This is a genomic window from Haloarchaeobius amylolyticus (genome assembly GCF_042678045.1).
Lineage (GTDB): Archaea > Halobacteriota > Halobacteria > Halobacteriales > Natrialbaceae > Natrinema > Natrinema amylolyticus_A.
Genome location: NZ_JBHUDI010000007.1, coordinates 48100 through 66064, shown reverse-complemented (window position 1 = coordinate 66064; position 17965 = coordinate 48100). Strand labels below are relative to the sequence as shown.

20 protein-coding genes and 2 pseudogenes are annotated in these 17965 nt (G+C 53.4%); 11 read left to right on the top strand and 11 right to left on the bottom strand.

The window, feature by feature from the left end:
• Positions 1 to 2: 2 nt before the first annotated feature.
• Positions 3 to 629, bottom strand: coding sequence for a DUF7680 family protein (locus tag ACFR99_RS12810; protein WP_390287957.1), 627 nt, complete (start codon positions 627 to 629; stop codon positions 3 to 5).
• Entirely contained in the window at positions 626 to 3871 is a 3246-nt protein-coding gene (locus ACFR99_RS12805) for an ATP-binding protein (protein ID WP_417398437.1), read from the bottom strand. The genes ACFR99_RS12810 and ACFR99_RS12805 overlap by 4 nt, the downstream gene beginning before the upstream one ends.
• Before the next feature lie 406 nt (positions 3872 to 4277).
• On the opposite strand from ACFR99_RS12805, the gene ACFR99_RS12800 reads away from it, so the two are divergent.
• Both ACFR99_RS12800 and ACFR99_RS12795 read left to right on the top strand, forming a co-directional pair.
• Positions 4278 to 4424: a hypothetical protein gene (locus ACFR99_RS12800; RefSeq protein WP_390287956.1), complete on the top strand. Its 147-nt coding sequence runs from the start codon at positions 4278 to 4280 to the stop codon at positions 4422 to 4424.
• 61 nt (positions 4425 to 4485) lie between these two features.
• A complete protein-coding gene (locus ACFR99_RS12795; protein ID WP_390287955.1) occupies positions 4486 to 4878 on the top strand; it encodes a hypothetical protein in 393 nt (130 codons plus the stop codon).
• Between the two features lie 29 nt (positions 4879 to 4907).
• Here ACFR99_RS12795 and ACFR99_RS12790 read toward each other — a convergent pair whose 3' ends face one another.
• A complete protein-coding gene (locus ACFR99_RS12790) occupies positions 4908 to 5729 on the bottom strand; it encodes an IS5 family transposase (RefSeq protein WP_390287953.1) in 822 nt (273 codons plus the stop codon).
• Here ACFR99_RS12790 and ACFR99_RS12785 point away from each other — a divergent pair.
• Positions 5729 to 6067, top strand: a complete 339-nt coding sequence (locus tag ACFR99_RS12785) for a hypothetical protein (RefSeq protein WP_390287951.1) — start codon at positions 5729 to 5731, stop codon at positions 6065 to 6067. The genes ACFR99_RS12790 and ACFR99_RS12785 overlap by 1 nt on opposite strands.
• Positions 6068 to 6107: 40 nt before the next feature.
• Here the strand turns inward: ACFR99_RS12785 and ACFR99_RS12780 are convergent.
• Together ACFR99_RS12780 and ACFR99_RS12775 are read right to left on the bottom strand one after the other, a co-directional pair.
• Positions 6108 to 6326, bottom strand: a pseudogene (locus ACFR99_RS12780) (hypothetical protein); the annotation flags it as partial.
• 516 nt (positions 6327 to 6842) lie between these two features.
• Positions 6843 to 7934 (bottom strand): DUF4238 domain-containing protein, encoded by a 1092-nt coding sequence (locus tag ACFR99_RS12775; RefSeq protein WP_390287949.1) that lies wholly within the window; start codon positions 7932 to 7934, stop codon positions 6843 to 6845.
• Between the two features lie 113 nt (positions 7935 to 8047).
• Here ACFR99_RS12775 and ACFR99_RS12770 point away from each other — a divergent pair, with 113 nt between their 5' ends.
• Positions 8048 to 8875 carry a hypothetical protein gene (locus tag ACFR99_RS12770; RefSeq protein ID WP_390287947.1) on the top strand — a complete coding sequence of 276 codons (828 nt, stop codon included), beginning with the start codon at positions 8048 to 8050 and terminating at the stop codon, positions 8873 to 8875.
• 368 nt (positions 8876 to 9243) lie between these two features.
• Here ACFR99_RS12770 and ACFR99_RS12765 read toward each other — a convergent pair whose 3' ends face one another.
• Positions 9244 to 9456 (bottom strand): hypothetical protein, encoded by a 213-nt coding sequence (locus ACFR99_RS12765; protein ID WP_390287945.1) that lies wholly within the window; start codon positions 9454 to 9456, stop codon positions 9244 to 9246.
• Between the two features lie 217 nt (positions 9457 to 9673).
• On the opposite strand from ACFR99_RS12765, the gene ACFR99_RS12760 reads away from it, so the two are divergent.
• The 4 genes from ACFR99_RS12760 (at position 9674) to ACFR99_RS12745 (ending at position 12372) form a co-directional block, all read left to right on the top strand.
• Positions 9674 to 9979: a hypothetical protein gene (locus tag ACFR99_RS12760; RefSeq protein ID WP_390287943.1), complete on the top strand. Its 306-nt coding sequence runs from the start codon at positions 9674 to 9676 to the stop codon at positions 9977 to 9979.
• Positions 9976 to 10605 carry a hypothetical protein gene (locus ACFR99_RS12755; protein ID WP_390287941.1) on the top strand — a complete coding sequence of 210 codons (630 nt, stop codon included), beginning with the start codon at positions 9976 to 9978 and terminating at the stop codon, positions 10603 to 10605. Before ACFR99_RS12760 ends, ACFR99_RS12755 begins: the two co-directional genes overlap by 4 nt.
• Positions 10606 to 10863: 258 nt before the next feature.
• A complete protein-coding gene (locus ACFR99_RS12750) occupies positions 10864 to 11730 on the top strand; it encodes a DUF8008 family protein (RefSeq protein ID WP_390287939.1) in 867 nt (288 codons plus the stop codon).
• A 462-nt stretch (positions 11731 to 12192) separates the two neighbouring features.
• On the top strand, positions 12193 to 12372 hold the full coding sequence (locus tag ACFR99_RS12745; RefSeq protein ID WP_390287937.1) for a hypothetical protein: 180 nt from the start codon (positions 12193 to 12195) through the stop codon (positions 12370 to 12372).
• Positions 12373 to 12925: 553 nt separating this feature from the next.
• Here the strand turns inward: ACFR99_RS12745 and ACFR99_RS12740 are convergent.
• Together ACFR99_RS12740 and ACFR99_RS12735 are read right to left on the bottom strand one after the other, a co-directional pair.
• Positions 12926 to 13318 carry a hypothetical protein gene (locus tag ACFR99_RS12740; protein ID WP_390287935.1) on the bottom strand — a complete coding sequence of 131 codons (393 nt, stop codon included), beginning with the start codon at positions 13316 to 13318 and terminating at the stop codon, positions 12926 to 12928.
• Positions 13319 to 13459: 141 nt separating this feature from the next.
• Entirely contained in the window at positions 13460 to 13894 is a 435-nt protein-coding gene (locus tag ACFR99_RS12735) for a hypothetical protein (RefSeq protein ID WP_390287933.1), read from the bottom strand.
• A 522-nt stretch (positions 13895 to 14416) separates the two neighbouring features.
• On the opposite strand from ACFR99_RS12735, the gene ACFR99_RS12730 reads away from it, so the two are divergent.
• The gene (locus tag ACFR99_RS12730; protein WP_390287931.1) at positions 14417 to 14689 is read left to right on the top strand and encodes a hypothetical protein; all 273 of its coding nucleotides are present in this window, start codon (positions 14417 to 14419) and stop codon (positions 14687 to 14689) included.
• A gap of 473 nt (positions 14690 to 15162) precedes the next feature.
• Here the strand turns inward: ACFR99_RS12730 and ACFR99_RS12725 are convergent, their stop codons facing one another.
• Both ACFR99_RS12725 and ACFR99_RS12720 read right to left on the bottom strand, forming a co-directional pair.
• Positions 15163 to 15672 carry a hypothetical protein gene (locus ACFR99_RS12725; protein WP_390287929.1) on the bottom strand — a complete coding sequence of 170 codons (510 nt, stop codon included), beginning with the start codon at positions 15670 to 15672 and terminating at the stop codon, positions 15163 to 15165.
• Positions 15672 to 16211 (bottom strand): DUF7342 family protein, encoded by a 540-nt coding sequence (locus ACFR99_RS12720; RefSeq protein ID WP_390287927.1) that lies wholly within the window; start codon positions 16209 to 16211, stop codon positions 15672 to 15674. The genes ACFR99_RS12725 and ACFR99_RS12720 overlap by 1 nt, the downstream gene beginning before the upstream one ends.
• Positions 16212 to 16376: 165 nt before the next feature.
• Here ACFR99_RS12720 and ACFR99_RS12715 point away from each other — a divergent pair, with 165 nt between their 5' ends.
• Positions 16377 to 16688, top strand: coding sequence for an AbrB/MazE/SpoVT family DNA-binding domain-containing protein (locus tag ACFR99_RS12715; RefSeq protein WP_390287925.1), 312 nt, complete (start codon positions 16377 to 16379; stop codon positions 16686 to 16688).
• A complete protein-coding gene (locus tag ACFR99_RS12710; protein ID WP_390287923.1) occupies positions 16685 to 17098 on the top strand; it encodes a type II toxin-antitoxin system VapC family toxin in 414 nt (137 codons plus the stop codon). Before ACFR99_RS12715 ends, ACFR99_RS12710 begins: the two co-directional genes overlap by 4 nt.
• Before the next feature lie 25 nt (positions 17099 to 17123).
• On the opposite strand, the pseudogene ACFR99_RS12705 reads toward ACFR99_RS12710, so the two are convergent.
• Positions 17124 to 17684: pseudogene (locus ACFR99_RS12705) on the bottom strand (hypothetical protein); the annotation flags it as partial.
• Positions 17685 to 17965: the final 281 nt, after the last annotated feature.

Here is a 17965-nt window from a genome sequence, read left to right as displayed (position 1 = left end):
AATTAGATGTGATCAGTTAGCAGCATCCGCAGTGCTTTCTTTCCGTTTGGACTCGAGGGAGATCGACACTTCGCGTGCCAGTAGTAACACTCCTCGTCACTCATCCGCACGATACCCCGACAGAACGCTCGCATCCGGTCAACGCGCTGGATCGGCTTGACGCCGACAAAACCCAACGCGAGCCGAACCCCGGCCGTCTCAGGGAGGAAGACTTCTCCCTGCCCGGAACCCGTCACACTCGAGTCGTCGATTCCAGCACCGTCGAGCGTCTCGCGAACCAGCGGTAGGATCGACCGTAGTCTACTGCCGGACAGACGTCTGGTCTTCACCGCCGTCCACTCGTCCCAGTCCCAGTGATCGACCTCGAGGCTATCCGACTCGCCGAATACGTCCTCGAACAAGTCAGCCACGAGTTGTCGATTCGGATTCGAGCGTTCGAGTCGCTCCCGCCGGGCCGTTGCCTGGTCCGCAGGCAGCAACTCGTATAGCGTCAGCGTACCACCATCGGGGCCGCCATCTCGAACGAGTGCGAAGTTCGGACGGCCGCCGTAGACACTACTACCGAGACCGCTGACTCCGGGCTGCTCTCGAGCCGACAGCGCGGACTCCGGCCGCGACTGCGACGTCATTGTTTGGCCTCTAGCGCAATCTCAGTCGGTCCTCGAGCCTGTACCTTCACGTCGATGTTCGTCTGTCCGAGGGCGTCCTCGAGTTCCGCCAGCAGATCGTCCTCATCGTCCGTGATCGGTTCCGGTTCCGGCAGGTCAACCCGGACCTTCAGATCGATCCTGACCGTGTCGCCGAACGGATCCGGCTGGTTCGTCACGCGAGAGAACTCCTCGAGACCGCCACGGAACGTCGCCTCGTACGTCGCGTTGGAGTCCGACACCGTCTCGTACTGCATCCGAACCGAGACGTGATCGGCCCGGTTCTTGAGCGCACTCTGTTGGGCAATGAACGAGCCCTTCGAGAGTTGGTCTTCGCCGCCAACCTCGACCGTGACCTGCGATACGCCGGCGTCGCCGTCCGACGTGGCCGCCGAAATTGCCTCGCCGCGGACTTCCTTGAACGCTCGAGAGGCGGCCATCAGACTCGTCGCGTGGTCCCACTCGGAAGGCTTCACTCGCTCGTCGTCGGTACCGAGCACGACCTGCTCCGAATCCGGTCCCGTCGAGCCACCAGTCGTCGACTCGGGTCCATCATCCGACTCGTCATCGTCGTCCTTCGGCTCTACCGGTTCGGGAATCTCGATCGAGTCGCCATGCACCTCGAGGAACGCTTCGATATCCGTATAGACGACATACTCGTCGCCGATCTTTACGTCCGAGTCCTGAATAGACGTCCGAACATCGGGAGACTCGACGAGCGGTACATCCTCGTCCCAGTTGTTCGGCTGTGCGTCTTCGTCGCCGTCCCAATAGACGGTCTCGCTTTCGCCGTCCCAGTAGACGTACCCAGAGTCATCGACCATTCGTTCGACCGTCTTTCGCAGCGGTTTCGTATTTAAGAGATAGGGGAGGCCCGGCTTCTTCGCGAACTGAGTGACCAGCTGTTGGGTCGTCATGCTGTCCTGGGTCCGCTGCCAGAGCTTCTGTTTGAAGAACGCCGTCCCCTTCGCGCTTGCGTCCGCTCGAATCAGGCGATCCTCGAGCGTCTCCTCGACCGCATTGACGAGTGTCGTCCCGCCGTTGGCCTCGGTCGCGTTGATCGTGATGTGGGTCAGTCCATCTCGATCGACATAGTAGAGGTGCCGATAGACACCCCGAACGAGTTCGCCGAGTAGTCCGTGGGTCTGATCACGACGCTCTCGAAGTTCCTCGATCTGCTCGTTCGATAGGTCTGCGGTCTGTTGAGAGTCGTCGAGAAGAGCCTCGATCGCCTCAAGCTGGCGGGCTTCCTGGATCCCGCTCTTGATCCGCTCCTCGTCTGGTGCAAGGAAGAGGACGTAGTTCTTGTAGACTCGGCTCTGGACCTGTCCACCGTGCTTGGATGCAGATTTCTCGTACAGTGTCTGGATCTTCTCCGGCGTCTCCTCACCGCCGTCGGACACCGGTGCAGTGTCTATATGCATGACGGCGAGCTGTGGCTTCGATACTTTGTCCGGGAGATCAGCTGGAGACTCTGGGAAGACAACTGTCTCGAAGCCACCGGTTCCGACTTCGGTCTCGAGCCGAGACTCGAATCGCGATCGCGCCTGCGGGTCCGGCGTGTTGTCCACACGCTGGTCAATAATCCGGATAAGGTTCGGATCGGACTTGAACCGCACTCGTTCCTCATCGTAGAGGTAGTAGCACGCAACGGTCATGTCGCCGCCGGCCAGCGCCTCGAGTGCGGAGTCGTAGTTGTCGAACCGAATATCCAGGTGTCCCAGTGTCGCGTTGAGCTCCGCTCGTGTCAACCCAGTCGCTTGCTCACCGTACGCGAGGCTGTGCCATAGCACCGACGTCGTCAGGTGGCTCCCGAGCGGTGGGATTCCCTTCTCGGTCCATTTTCGGTCCTCGAGTTGTGCGTGCGCAGTACCGTCTTCGCTGTAAATGTCGGCAGAGACGGCTGCACTGAGGTCGACGAACTCGAAGAGGGTTTCGTGGAGGGTTGAATCGATACTCCCGCCTGGATCGTCGTCGGACGGCGTGAGATCGTACAACCGAACGAAATGGCGATCGTAGCGCTCCGGCTGATTGTTCCAGAGGTAGTAGACCGCTCGCGCCAACAACTTCAGCGCGCCGCGGGTTCGCTGGAACCGCGGAATCGTGTCGATCTTCTCGGTCAGTGTGTCCAAAACTGTTGGATGGAACGGATACTCTCTGGTGAGCCGATCGACATAGCTCGCTTCAGTCGCTTCTTGCGGGAACTGCCGATCACTCTCCGTATAGAACTGGAAGTAGTCCTGAGCGATCAATTCCGCTGCCTCCTCGTCTATCTCCTCGAAGAGTCGATGCTGAAGAACCTGCCCGACCTCGCTCTCGTCGGTCGGCGTGATCGTCTTGTGCTGACGACGACCGATCTGGTTGAGTTCGTCGACAAGAGTACGGACCTCCTCTGCCTCCTCTTCGAAGGCGGTATCGGCGATACTGTAGACGACCGTCACGTTGTCGACCTCGGACGCCGTCTCGAGAAGCGAGAGAACGAAACTGAGCGTCTGGCTCGCGAGGGTCGCGTCACCGACTTCGACTCCCGACGCGGCCTCGAGATACGCAGCGATCTCGTCGATTAGAATCAGCGCCGGCCCATCACCGTGTTCGAAGAGATCCTTGAGTGTGTTTCCACCGGGTGCCTGCTGTTCCTGATCGTACTCCTTGAGGTGCTCGTATCCTTCGAGGCCGTACAGCTGGTATGCGATTTCGCCCCACATCGTCCGCGTATTCGGAGCGTTTGGATCCGATCGATCACTCCTAGCATTTCGAGCGTCGACGTGACCGCCGACAAAGACAGCGGAATCAACAGTCAGCCCGTCATCAACGGCGTCGTGATAGTCGTCTACGAGATCCTCGTCGTCTGCGAGAAGATGTCGTCCGAGATCTCCGATAGATGTGGGGTCCGTCGCGAGATGGTGTGACGCGATCAGGTCGTGTGTTTTCCCACCGCCGAAACGAGTATCGAGACAAAGGATGCTGCTATTATACCGGCCCTCGTATCCTCCACCCTCAAGAAACCGTCCAGTGAGATTACTGAGTAGAGTGCGCAGCCCGTCCGTAGGATACGTCATCTCGAAGAACAGAGACGGGTCCTTGTAGACCGGCGGTGCGTCCTCCGGCGAATGTGCAACGGTTGCGAGACTTGCTGCGAACTGATCTTCCTGAAGAGTCCCCTCGAGAACGTCTTCTCGGGGCGTACAGGCATCAAATAGTGCTGTGTACTCGGGACTACTCATCGATTTCCTCCCTCGGATTCAGGTTTTGATACGATCACGAATTCCTCATAGTTGCTATTGTCGACCATTGCATGAGCAATGCTCTTGGACTCGGCAATGTCGACTTTGACCGTATCCCCGACATTAGCATCGAATTGTTCCAACTCGAGGCCGGAGAGATTTATCCGACCAGAGTTCCCCGTATTCTGCCCGATTCGTTTTCGAGACATCAGATATTCACTTCACTTAATCGGAATGTTATAACCTTTACTTAGTCTAACCCGATGGTAAGATGACTTACAATCTTACCACTTTGGCAGCTATTGTGGTGGCGCGAGTTCCACCAGAGAAGCCTATGGTTTGAAGTGTCATAACGATAGACTTGTTTCCAGAAACGCTTGTTCATGAGAGCCTCATGGTGGAATCGATGGTAGGAGATCCTCTCGTAGCACATCCTGGCGAGCACGATTATGATATTCTGGCTCTGTTGAAATCCTATTACTCATACACTATTCTCGGTGAAATAGACGATACAGTGATCTCTGAGGAGTTCAGCAGAGCCACATTCAAATAACACTCGCATCAGAAGGACTATCAGAAAACAGCGATACATCCTGATTGTGCCCTCTCGACGAATGTTCCTCACGACTGGAGCAATCGTGGCTCTCTCGGGCTGTTCGGCGCTCAACACCGCAAGCGCACAGATTGCTCGTATCCGGCTTGAGAACGATGATTCAAGTGCTCACGAGTTTTCGCTAACTATTCGGGTCAATGGCGAGATAGTGTATGACGAAACTCATCTGATTACCGCCGAAGAGAACGATTCGTCTATTGAGCTGACTGACGAGATTCCGGACGAACGAGGTAATATAACTATCGAAATTACAGTTGAAGGGACTGAAATTACGGAGTCTGCGACCTTTGACGATGACAATTGTTATGATGTGATCGGCGAGTACACCGGTGACAATTTGATCATTTGGCAAAGTGGGAGCGACGACGGGTGTGACACGTTCACTGCAGAATAGATTCATACGGCTTTGTTGAAATCCAACGTTCAGAGTGCTTTGTCGAGGTTGTGAGTGAGACAGCCGACCACGAGTTCACGGAACTGCTTCCACCAATGTCGTGAGCGGACGAATGCGCCATATTTCCGTTTTAGACGAGAGTTCACTGCCTCGTTCTGACTGCGCTGACCGTAGAGATCAGCATCCAGCCGAGCATTCCACGCCTTGTGAAGTGACGAGAACTCCCGATGTTTGATAAGCGGACGAAGATCCTCATCACGGGCTAACGACCGAATCTTCTGGTCGTCATATCCCTTGTCACCGAGGAGAATCGCTACCTCACCGGCGTTTCGCTTGATGAGTGACGGCGCGATCTGCGAGTCATGTTTTCTGGTCGTCGTCACGTGGAGATCGAGGATAGCATTTGCTCTCGTGTCCACGAGCAGTGTGACTTTCAACTGCTGAATCGTCAATTTCGTTCGCTTTGTGTAGTGTTTTGAGGCGTGACTGCGGTCGAACCCGGAGGCGTCGATCCCGACGACACCGTTGGTCGGGAGAAGCGTGATCGAGAGGTTGAGCAGGACACGCCAAACCGCCATATCGAGCCGATTGAACGCCTTACATAACGTCGAAGGTGATGGTAGTTCCTCAAGATCGATGGCATTCCGAATCCGGGGCATCTCGATAAGCTCGTCAAGCAGCTCGCGGTACGTCGTATTCTTCCGTACCTTGAGACAGAGCAAGACGATGTGCTGGTGAAGTGTGTATCGGCGTTTCGAGAACCTCGATGAGTAGCGAGCGACAGCTCGTCGCGCTAAGTGAAATGCCTGCTCAACGAACTGGAGTAATCGTGACTTCGGGAGAGTCTGCATTGGCTCACACTACCGGACGTACCTGTAACTCCCTAAGGATTTCAACAGAGCCGCTCGACGATGTCTACCACGATCGAAATCTCCTCGCGATCGCCTTCGCGAGGGCGATGCGACTCGCCTGGGGACCGGATACCGTGGGCTGGCACCGTCACGATGGCTGGCCGGTCGTCTGGGTCGACACGCCAGCCGGCCAGAAATCGTGGCACGCCACGCCCGACCTCGAGGATGTCCTCAAGCGTTCACCACTCGACAAGCATGAGCCGACCGGCGGCTACGACGGCCACTTGCGGACACTCAAGAATTGCCGGCTCGCCCGCTACATTACTCTATCCTACTGATGACGGAGCAGATCGAGTTCGGATCGAAAGCGGCAGCTGAGTGGGTCAGGGCGTACGTCGCGCCAGAGTGCAGCGTCCAAATGTCGATCCCTACGGTAGAGGCAGCATTGGCTTCCGAATCGTTCGCGGCGCGCTCGGCTAAATAGTCTGGGAGGTCCAGGTGACTGTAGAACTCAGTGACAGTAAACGGGAGTTCGGAGAAATCGAGGTCGATGTCCTAAGCGTCCCGGATGAACTTGAAGAGGTCGTCGCGCTCGAGAATCTAGCGGGACGACGGTTCTGGCACAACGCGTACCTGGAGCGACCAAACAGCTTACAGAACGAATCGACGAAGTGATTGGGTATCAGGGAAGCGCGAGCGCGGCTGCCGTCGAGAAAAACTACCCAGCGAAGACCGCCGCCGTGACGCCATGCGAGAGAACCTCAGTAATCCCTTCGATGGGATAGACTACCGTCCAGCCTGGGAGTGTCGCCAAGGCGACAGCGCCAAAAAATTACAGCGCCCCATACCCACCTCCGCGCGAAAATCTCCAGTTGAAGCACACGAAACAGGGGTATCGTCCTTCCGAGAGTTTATCAATGAATACAGGACCAAAATCAGTGCCATGCGTCACCCTCAAGATGACCTACTGATTGTCTATGCACTCTCGTTACTTGCTCGAGAGCATAGGGGATCAGAGAAGGAAGAATGGGCATTGAACCTCGCAACCGCGATCGCAGACCAACACGGACTCCAAGTTTCTGAGGCGATTCGCCAACTCGAATAATTAGCAGTTTAGTCTCTTTCTTCCTGTTTTGCTTCTTCTAGATCTTCCTGTTTAATTTTCCTTATATTCTTAACCAATTGTTCGTCTCTAACTGGAGAGAACGGTACCAAAGGCTTCTGCGTAACGAAAGGAAGATTTGGAGTGAATTTAAATTCTGTTTGGTGAGTTATTACAAACTCTCTCTCCTCTCCACGTTCTTCATCGTACATTTTTTGCTGTTTCCTGTTTACTGTCTCATCAGACCGTTCGTTTTTCACATCTTGATATAGCTTATCTATCCATTCCCCGTCAGCCTCTTCTCTAAAATAGGTATTTTCAAGACAATTAATTAATTGCAGTTTGTTTATGTCTTCTACTGTGTTGGTATCCTTTACTATTGTCGTATATTTTGAATTTGATTCGATTCCGTAGACAATAGGATCAAATAAGAATAAGCAGGCATTGGGGGAAAGAGGGCAAAATATTTGTAATCCTCTGGATGCATATCCTGTAGTCCCAACGCTTATTTCATTCTTGAATCTGGGATTATCCAATACAATCGGGTGATCAGATGTTATGAAATCTTTATTGGTAGCATTGTAAATTAGAATGCGATTCATATTTAGAAAATGTAATGGGCCATATGAGGATACGAATTGTCTGTTCGCATGATGTGGTCCTTCAAGCTTTATTTCTCCATCTTTCACCATTTCAAGATGCTTGTCCTCTAATTTTCCAGACCTAACTCCAAACTCGGCCGCCATCTCTAAGAATTCTTGAGAGAAGTCTTCTGATTCAATTTTAGCAGCTTTTGTCCGTCCATGTGTATGGGATATGAAAAAGTCGAGTAAATATCGCGCCTCTTGATCTCCTTCAATTGGTTTCAGTGACTTAGAGTCCACAATATCGTGGATTATAGATGCTAATTCGCTTTCTAACTTTGAGAGATCTTTCTCTAATTTTTTTGACCCATAGAAATTATTCTCATAGCAGATATTTTTGATTGGGGTTGGTTGATATGATTCTTCGTTTCCGAGATTGTAGGTGCAAACCCTCTCATCGTTAGCAAAATTCCTAAAGTAGAATTGTGGCACATAGTGCTGTTTGACATATTCACTCATGTAGGAAGACACATTTCTGTTTTCCAATATTACTTTCTTTCTCTAATTCGTGCTATCTCTCATCTCTACTATATAACGTACAATTTCATATGCTCTGATTGTTCAGCGTGTATATGGGCAAGACATCTAATCTAAGTTCGAAGGAGGATGATAGTGGATCTAATTTGCGAATTTTAGAAACAGAATACGAGAATGCACAGGAGCGACTAAATCAACAACAAGAATGCTTGAAAGAGTTCTCAAAAGAGGGCATGCAGATGTTCCGCCTCATTCTATTATTTGTGGCTGCTCCAATAGCATTATTAGGTGCATTGGACCCGCAAACCCTCTATCATGTAAATAGTGCGATTATGTCTAATGATTGTGTAACCCCTGTCCTAGGTCCCTGTATCTCTTTTCGAACTGCTTCCTATGTCACAGGTACGTTCTTAATCATAAGTGCAGGTGTGAACCTATTTGGAGCAGGCTACGAAGCACGTGGCGTTCACAACCTATCTAACCCTAAGGATATCAGCTGGGTCCTTTCAACAGACCATTCGGAAAAAGAATACCTCCAAGACCGTCTCGAGACTTATCGAAACCGGATCAAACATAATGACAGTATTATAGGTGTCAAAGAATTCTTTTTGGCATTCGGGAAATTCACACTTCTATTATCAATATTCGGTATCACTACTATTGCTGCCGCCCTCATCATTGGTTCACCAATTGGACCTCTTCAATCGGTTTTTGTACTCCTTTTATTCCTCCTACCTATGGTCTCACAACTCCGGAACGCACCAGACGCTTACATGGACACCGAAAGATACCCGGGATATTCACCAATCTACGAGGTAGATCCTGAATCTTTTCTTGGTAATACTGAATATCAAAACGACGGTGAGAATGAGACTTCACAAGAACAGGATAACGTAGATCAAGACTCAACCAATAACAAATGACAGTATCGATTTCCATCTCCCGACCTTCGCTTCTCTTCTCTCCCCCCTGGGGTTGCACGTCGTCAGAATCCGATTCCCGAATATGCACACGAACCGTGACTCGCCGTGTGCATGTCGTCAATTTAGGGACTCCAAAGTAAACGACCTGTCTGTGCCTCTTTAGGCTATCTGCCTACGTATCGACGTTGATCTCACTTGAAAAAGCTGGGTTCGTGTGTACGAATCGTCTCAGAGCTGCTGCTGAGGGTGACCAATCTTGGTACTGAATATATCAATGTCCGATCGGCGACTAGAAGAGTGCGGCGAGTGCGTCGCGAACCTAGGCAAGCGGCTGTTCGCGAACCTTGTGATCCGACAATGACTGCTGGTTACTCATTGTGATCTCGCTCCTCGCAGGTGACATCGCGAAGCTCCTCAAGCAGCTCCGAGTGATGTTCCTCGAGGACTTCGATATCCTTCGACAATTCCTCATCGATGCGCCGGCGGACACGAGACGTCGCCTGATAGCGTCGCTGGTCTCCGTGCTCGCCGGCAATCTGCTCTCGTTCAGTCTCCGTGAGGAGCGCCCGGGTCTTCGACATACGATCCCGTTCGGCTGTACTGGTTGTAATATTTGCTCACCTCTGGCCATACATTACTTAGCTCATATCCTAATAGTTATCGAATGCTCTAATGTTAGTTCAAATGCTAACCTTTATTTGGTTAGCAAATGTACTAACTACTGTGAAGCACGGGGTGGCCGGGAGAAACTCTCGGCCCGGTGTTGGAGCACCGGACCTGTGCTTCTGGAGAGAAGCAATGAGTGTTCAACCGCGAACCCACGAAACGGTTTCGGAAGCACAGACCACCGACCCACGTGCCAACTACATCTCCGTCGGCATCGACAACGAGGGCGCATACCACGTCTATCGGACGACCGACGAGTCCGTTCACGTTATCGAGAACGGCGAGCGCACCGTCCGCTACGACCTCGAGGATGTCGAGAAGACGATCGACGACTGGATCGACTACATCGCCGACCGTCGCGGCGGCTTCAAAGTGCAGTACCTATTCAAGACGATGGCTGACGCAATCGTCGGCGCTGTCGAGGTGGGCGACCAATGACGATCGTCAACGATCACGAAGCTATCCTAAAGCGTGCCGAACAACTCGAGCGCAAAGGCGCTCGCGAGATGCGCCTGCGAGCGGAGGCCCGCGCCGTCGCCGGCTACGAACCGGGTGACATTGAAGCGACCGACGGCTCAGAGATCATTATCGCCGCCGACGATACCCGAACCCACACTCTCGAGACCGAGGACGGAATTCTACTCGTCGATGCCGACGACAACCCACGTATCGCAACCGACGGCGGCCGTGACCAGTCCACTGAACCGACCGTCGAATTCGTGTTCGAGTACACGACGATCAACGGCAGTCGCCGCCGGGTGATGATTGTCCCCGATACCGGTGGCGAAGCCTGGCGGATCGAACACGAACGCCGAAATAGCACGTGGAGAGAAACTGGTCGCGAACCGATTACCGAAGTCGATCTTCACGTACAGGAACAGCATAGCGAGCACGCCCCCAGTGAAAGCGATCAAAGACAGTCTGCCGTGCCCGATGGCGGCCACATGAACCGTGAGACGTTCCTCACCGAGCAGAGACATTACTGCGATATCTGCGAGTGTCCGTTCGACTCGCTTGCCGAGTTGGCAAGCCATGACTGCCGACTCCAACCCGAGGGTGGCTAGCTGATCCAGCACACCATCTCGGGATCGCGTTGACTTATCCAGCGCAGTAGACTTCTGCACTTCGCCACTCGAGCCGGAGCCACCAATCCACGGTAGACCGACACCGGTCTTTCGAACACGAAGACGTCTTTCGGGGAGACGGCCACTGCACTCCCTCGACGGCTCTCGAGTCGGTAGTCTACTGCTCTACCAGCGTTCCCGATATCGACCAGCAGCGCGAGTCGAATCGTCCGACAATGCCACCGAAACCAGAATCAAATGAGCGCGAACACAGACTGTCCCGACCCTGATGCACAGACACTCCAAACACTTGCCGACGAACTCGAGCGCCTTCACGAGCGCGTCACAACCCTTGAGAACGGACTCTCCCGAAAGGACGACCGCATAGGTCGTCTCGAGACCGAACTCGAGAAGGCCCACAGAGAAAACAAGGATCTCGAAGCACGGCTCGAGGACCTGGAAGAATCACAGACGCCCATCGAAGCTCGACTGGACGCCCACGAGAAGAAACTCAACGCCAACAAAGATCGTGTCGGTGAACTCCAGGCACGAGAACTCGAAAAGGGTGCACACCTCCTGGAGAAACACATCGAGAATGGGGAGATCGACGTTGTGGATGGCCGCCTTGAGCGCATCCGCAAAGACGACGGTGAGAGCTACTTCCGATTACCCGAGAGTGACGACCCACTCGAACGTGGTAGCAACGTCTCCCTCTCGTATGGGGATCTGCTTCCGCTCCAGCAGCTCGCGAAGATGGACGAGGATATGCTTCGGGCAACGACATCGGCGCTTCCGTCACGGCTCGCTGTAAAGCTCTGGAAGGCACGTACTGATCCGGGAGTTGGAGACAACCCCTGGCGGAAAGGGAGTGCAAGCGTTCGAGAGTACGTCACCGCCGGCGATATGAAACACTGGATCCGACGGCAGGAGAAGGGCATCAGCGACGACTATGCGAAGAAATTGGTTTCTCGAACGATCGATGCGTTACTCGATCTCTCGAAGAGTCGGTTGGCAGTCAAAAAGCGGACACAGCGCAAGAACGGCCTTGAGTACACCGAACGCCGTGTCTTGTTGATGGACGACGTCGACATCCCCGGTGAGATGGCCAGTTCCGGAGACACTTGACGTCGACAGTTGCGGGTGTCTCCCGACGACCCACTACCCCTGAGAAGGGTCTCACTCTATCCGCCTAACTAATATCCAGCATAAGAGCGGTTGTATGCAGTGTACTGCTAGTCTGTGGTACGTCGTTTGATCGGTCGTTGTCGGTCTTATTCCAAGGACTTCCCTGTGGGTGTGTCTGAAGACGCCAGCTGTCACCGGGAGCTTGTCGTCTCGAGATGCGTTCTACGTCCGTTGGAAGAGCAGGGTGGAGAACTGGCTCGGCGTTACCAGAAACAATTTTGCATGTTCAAGATTGCGGCAATCATGGGTGTGATCTGTATCTTCAAGATTCACAAACCACTCTTCCAGAGTGCAGTCGCTGTCCGACCGACGGACTGGGTTGGCTAACTCTGAATCTGGCGACTGCTAAACTCACATGCTTCAGTCTAACGTTTATATCAGAAGCCGCGGCCAACGCCCGTGATGCAACTGACCAATCGCCAAGAAGATCTCCTGATTGCCGTCGCACTAATTGAGTTCTCAGTCCACTACGAACCTGCTGCCCCTGACCTCGCTGAGTATGCCTGGCAGCTGGCCGCCGATTGCCTCCTCGAGTACGATGTCGAACCATGCGAAGCTGTTGACGAACTCGAGATCAAGTAGCTACCGCTCACCGTCTTTGATCAGACCTCAAAAGTCACCCGGATGGGCGTAGAGTGGTGGCCGCCGGGCGGACTGAGACAAATAGGGTCGTGGATGATTTGAGGGTGTCATAGAACGGCTCTCATACCACCTATGTGAGTACCCTGATTCGATAAGTACAGCACGAAGAGTTAGCGATCAGTACGGCGTAGCGATTACTGTGTTAGCAGTAGTTGGTAATACGGTTTCTTCATTTAGAGTATTAATATTTTTGTTCCTATATTCTAAGATGGAATTCATGGATCGCCTCTCAACCCTCCCGATATACGCGTTCGTTGGTTTCCCTGTTTTCTTCGTTCTCTTCCCATTCGGCCCATTAGAGCTGTTTTTGTTCGTATACCTCGTTCTCCTCGTTATGCTGATTCTATCGTGGAACGACACCGATGAACCACCGGCTCGGATCAATTGTTCGCAATGTGGTGCACCGAACAAACTAGATCGGGATCAATGTAAGCACTGTAATTCATCGCTCACCGGTCAGTAAGCACACGTAGTTACCGGTATGTCCGGAGAATCATTGAGTAGTGCCGCGAAGCTGTTCTGGAATAATTATCCTCTCAATGACCGATGCGACTGCAAAGCCGATGAGACTGCCGAGTACAACGACGTCAAGGAAGAATAGGAGCCTACCACCAATGAGCCCAAGTCCGAGGACTATCGGTACACAGAGCAGAGCGACACCACCAGCAACGTAACTGAGTCGTTCGCGCCGTTCTTTCGGAAGTCGGTCGCGGATAGCCCACGTGATCGGGCCAAATATGAAAGCTGTTCCGATAGCGAAGATTGCAACCCAATTCCATGGTGATGACTCATACTTAATGACACGCACCCCTGTGAGAAGACCGATCACGCCCAGTGACGCAAATAGCACAAGTTGACGCGATCGGTCTGAGTCTACCAAGGCCATGTCTTGATGTTGTCGCACAGCTCTAAATAACTACATGGCAACATGATTGGAGTTTAGAGCAGTCTTCAACTACACACACGCAGTTACCGTTCAGTACAGATGGTGTACCTATCATCGGACAGGATACTGCCGACAAGGTCGTCAGTTAGATGCTGATCGAGGACACTCCCGACCCCCGTCATCCAAGAAACCCGACCAGTCGAGTTCGGCCATCTCAGTGACTGTGAACGTGACTTGTGCGTGCTCTCCTGCCCCCTGCTGGATAGCGTCGTCTATCCGAACTGTCTCTGTTGAGTCTCCATCAAGCGTGCACGTCACCACGAAAGGACCACGTCCGGACCACTCGCAGGCAACCGTCGCCAGCGTTTGTGTTCCCTCCAATTCGACCGTGGCCTCATGGACGACCGAGTCTGCTTGCTCGACGGTCAGCTCGAAGTCATGAGCGATGTCGTCCCCATTCTTGATCGTGACGTCTTCGAGATACAACGAGCCGCGAGAGTCGAAGAGGGCTGAACAACCGCCACCAAGAGCAACTGCACCGACACTCATCGTCTGGAGCACTTCTCTTCGGTACACACTTCTGATAAAGATGGGCGACACAAGAACTCTCTGGCACGGTCACTCTCACGCCCGGGAGGGACGAACCTCCGATCAATCCGCAGACCTACTTATCTGCCAATTCACCGTAGAAGTAGCTGTAATCAACACTGTGAGAAGACTTCTATGACACACTTTCGTGGATGATTTGACTGGCCTGTCGCGCGGGGTAACGCGACAAATGAGATGTTTGGGAGAGTTACTATCAACCTCGCTTCGATTCTCAGTTGGTCAGAACCGTCTCCATTGACTCTGTGATCACCCACTGTTCTGTTGAGGTGCTTGGAACTGTCCTGTATGGCTTTGTGATCGACCACCTTTGTGCGTGATGTCAAACTCGATGGAAGCTGTCGACGAACTCGTCACCAACCTCCCGTTCGACCTTGGGGCCGGCGACACGGCAGTTGCCGCACCATAAAATCTCACTCGATTGCGAGCAAAACCCGTATTCAACGGGTACTGTTAAGCGGATGACTGTCGAAACAATGAGACAGAACTACAATGGCTCGCGTCACAGATCCACGGCCACCACTTCCGGAGTGGGTTCTCGAGTGCTACGACCGGCTGTGTACGCAGGCATGTCGGCCAGACCATGGAGAAGACAGTGTTCCGCTGAGCGACTACGACGATGCCACCGACATGCTGGCCGCCGATGCAGAGTTGGCACTCGAGCAACGGGACGTCGAGCACGCACTTACGCGACTCCTCGAACGTGGCTACTTCTACGAAGTCGAAGACGAACTTCGGGTCACATCGCCAGAGGGGCAGTGTTAACGTTAATGTCTCTCCGAAGAGCGGATCTGTATTCCGGATAGATCAGCACACTCTATTGATCTCGAGCCATTACACTCAGCTCGAGTCAGTTCGATATCTCGCTGCACCATTACCGGAATTGTACAGAAGCGATGACTGCGTTCTGCTAGAGCACCTCCTCATATTCTTTGAACACGAACTTGAGTCCTTCATCGACGACCTGCTGGACAAGCTCCGCGAATGAAATTCGATTACCTGGATCTTCCGAGTGTCCGAATCGTCGAACGTTTCCCGGGAGCTGCTGCTCGTAGCCATGTTTGATCACTGCTTCTCGAGTCGAGTCGAATCGAACTGAACTCGAGAAGACCTCCGCCCCTTTGGGGGTCTCACAAAAGACGCCGGACTCGAGCAGCTGAAGAGCTGTTAGTTAAGCAGTTGTGTGGATCTCTACAGGCGGAACAGGTCGGATGTGTTGGGGCCAACCCCGTGACGGGTCACTTGGTGACAGAGACAGATGAGTCGAGTCCAGCAGGGTGTCCGTTCTCCCACTCAACAGCTGAGACTGCATCTGGAAGAGCTGCAAGCCTGTGTGCGACGACATCAAGCGGATGTGAGTCAACAAACTGCGCCGGTTGATGAGTGACAGCCATTGAGCCATCGTTGACTTGCAAATGAACTGGCCCAAGGTCGTCATGCGTATCGTCCTGATGCCAGCCGACGAGTAGGTTTTGTTCTGGTTCGATCCAGTTGAACCAGTAGTACTCGTATGGGTCTCCGGTATGCAGTTGAAAGCCGATCTCGATGCGAGCTACTGTTGCTGGATAGTTGCTGTCGCCAAGGTACTGTCGTGGGTTTACTTCGCCGACGACCCGATACGGGCCAGCTTCACGCGGTTCGGAACGTCGTCGACGAACATTGTCGAACTCGCGGCTGAGTCGATTCTGGATACGGTCGTGAAGTCGCTTACTCTGCAAGTTCTTTCGGTTAGCGAGAAAGACAACCATTAGACGAGTGCCGAGTGTGAGTCTGTTTTGGGTGAGGAGAGTTCAACCACATCACCATATAACTGCAATGCATGCTTCACGAGCCCGAGTTCCATGTTGATCGACTCCCACGTCGCGATCACGTTGCGGCGTTCACGAAGCTCGTCGGCCGAGAGTTCGTCTGCAGCGAATTGCTCCCGAAACTCGTTGAGTGACTGGACGGCATACTCGTCTGCCAACTCTTCCTGCTCTTGTTTCAAATCTGTGAGTTGGCTCTCCAGTTCGTCGCGTGAATGCTTCTCGATCAGATTGGTGACCTCATCGAAGAGCATCCGAACGGGATTCAGATCATACGCTTTTGTTCCATTGACGGTCGTCTCTGTAACCCAGTCATCGCTCTGCAGTCGCTGGAGTTCATCGTCGGCTGTTGCGCGTGAAACGTTCGCCCGGTCTGCAATTTCCTGCACTGGCGTAGGCTCCTCCAATAGTTCTACGACGTACCGGATACGCTCACGGCCACTCATGTCTTCCCTCCATGACCTTGGATTTGATTCAGCCATCGTACTACCACTTGTACTATACGACTCAAATAATTTTCCCTAGCTCAAATAATCAAACAGTAGCGATAGCAGTCTAGTACCTGAACTGCGCTTTTCGTGGTGATTTTCCATTGCAGTCGACGAGCCAGGAACAGAGCCAAGTAATTCGGTGTGGAAGTATTATCTGTGCCAAGTAATACTCCGTCTAATGGTGAGGAGCGTGTCGTCTCTGTCACCGAAAAAGGGCAGGCGACGATCCCCAAGCAGCTTCGGGAGAAACACGGCATTCCTGCGCCAGGACGAGTCAAATTCCTCGAGAACGAGGATGGAGAAATCGTTGTCCGGCCAGTCGGCTCAATGCGAGAGTTCCGCGGTCTCGAGAGGGAGGGCGATGAGGACCGTCCTGCAACAGCGGTCCTGCGTGAGGAACGCGAACGCGACAAACAGCGAGCCGATGACGTCGTAGAGCGCTTTTCCAGCGATCCGGAGGACGAATGACGGACACGATCGTTTTTGATACAGAACCGCTCGTTGCCTATCTGGACGACGAGCCAGGGAGTGATACTGTCGAAGAGTGGATCGATCGTGTTGCTTCTAGCGAGATCGAGGGCTACATCAGTCCAGTAACGAAAACAGAGGTCCTGTACGTTGGTTCTCGAGCCGGATTCCACCCTGCTGATGTCCGGGCAAGTCTCGAGCGACTCGAAGAATTGGGTGTCTCAGTCTTTGACCCTCGAGAGTGTTGGGACGGTGCAGCCGCGCTCAAGGAAGCGTATACGATGGCACTCGGCGATGCATATGCGCTTGCGACGGCCGACGCTGTCGATGGAACACTTCTCGTCGGGGCAGACGATGATTTCGATGACGTAGAAGATGACGTTGTGAGGTTCCGCGACGAGCCAGTCTAGTTTATTTTCAGGACTTCAGTTCTGGTTACGCGAGTTCGACGCCCAGTTTCTCGAGAGCCGTTTCCAGCGATCCATGAAACTGCCATGAAGCTTGCTCGAACGCCTCGTCTGTCGGCCCGTCCCATCGCGGAAAGCCGGCGTGGTCGCTCACCTTGACGGTCCACTCAGTCGGTTCATCGAATGGGGTTTGCGACGGCAATTCGACGATGTAGAGATACTCTTCATCACCGTGAATGCCATTAGCAGGATTCTCAACGCCGTGGCCGAGCAGGAACAACGGTTGCTCGAGATGCTCCATGTTCGACGGGTCAAGCAAGTCATCCGGCTGGTCTGCGCGAATACTTCGCTCACGTCCTTCGTCTATGTAGAGGCCCATACTCGAGAGCGTCTCGAGGAAAATGAACTGCGCGGCGGCGTAGCTGGGACCACGTTCTGTTCGTGTCTTCTCGAGCAACTGCTTGAGCTGAGCGAGGTCTTGGAGGACGCTCTCGGGATAACCGTCGGAATGCCGGTAGACCTGTGCGATGTGATTGGTTGAATCCTGTTCTGCTGCAGACTCATTTCGGTGGACGAATCGGAATTGACTTCAGGTTGACATCGATTTCTCCTCTCAGGCGCGAGTGCGCCGGCGCCCATCACCGGCGCACAAACAACTCCTGCGGATGGGGTGCACTGGCGTCTAATTACGGCTACGTCGACTCTCCGCACCAGGTTGGATACGTCTACGGGTTCGCCCATGGTGTTGGGCTCGCTCTGCTCGAGACGTTCTCTCCGCAGAGTGACTCATCGAACTGTTCATACTGTCCATATTGAGGTCTCCTGAATCGACAAGTACAGGGCAAGCAGTTACCGAAGTGGCTATCGATC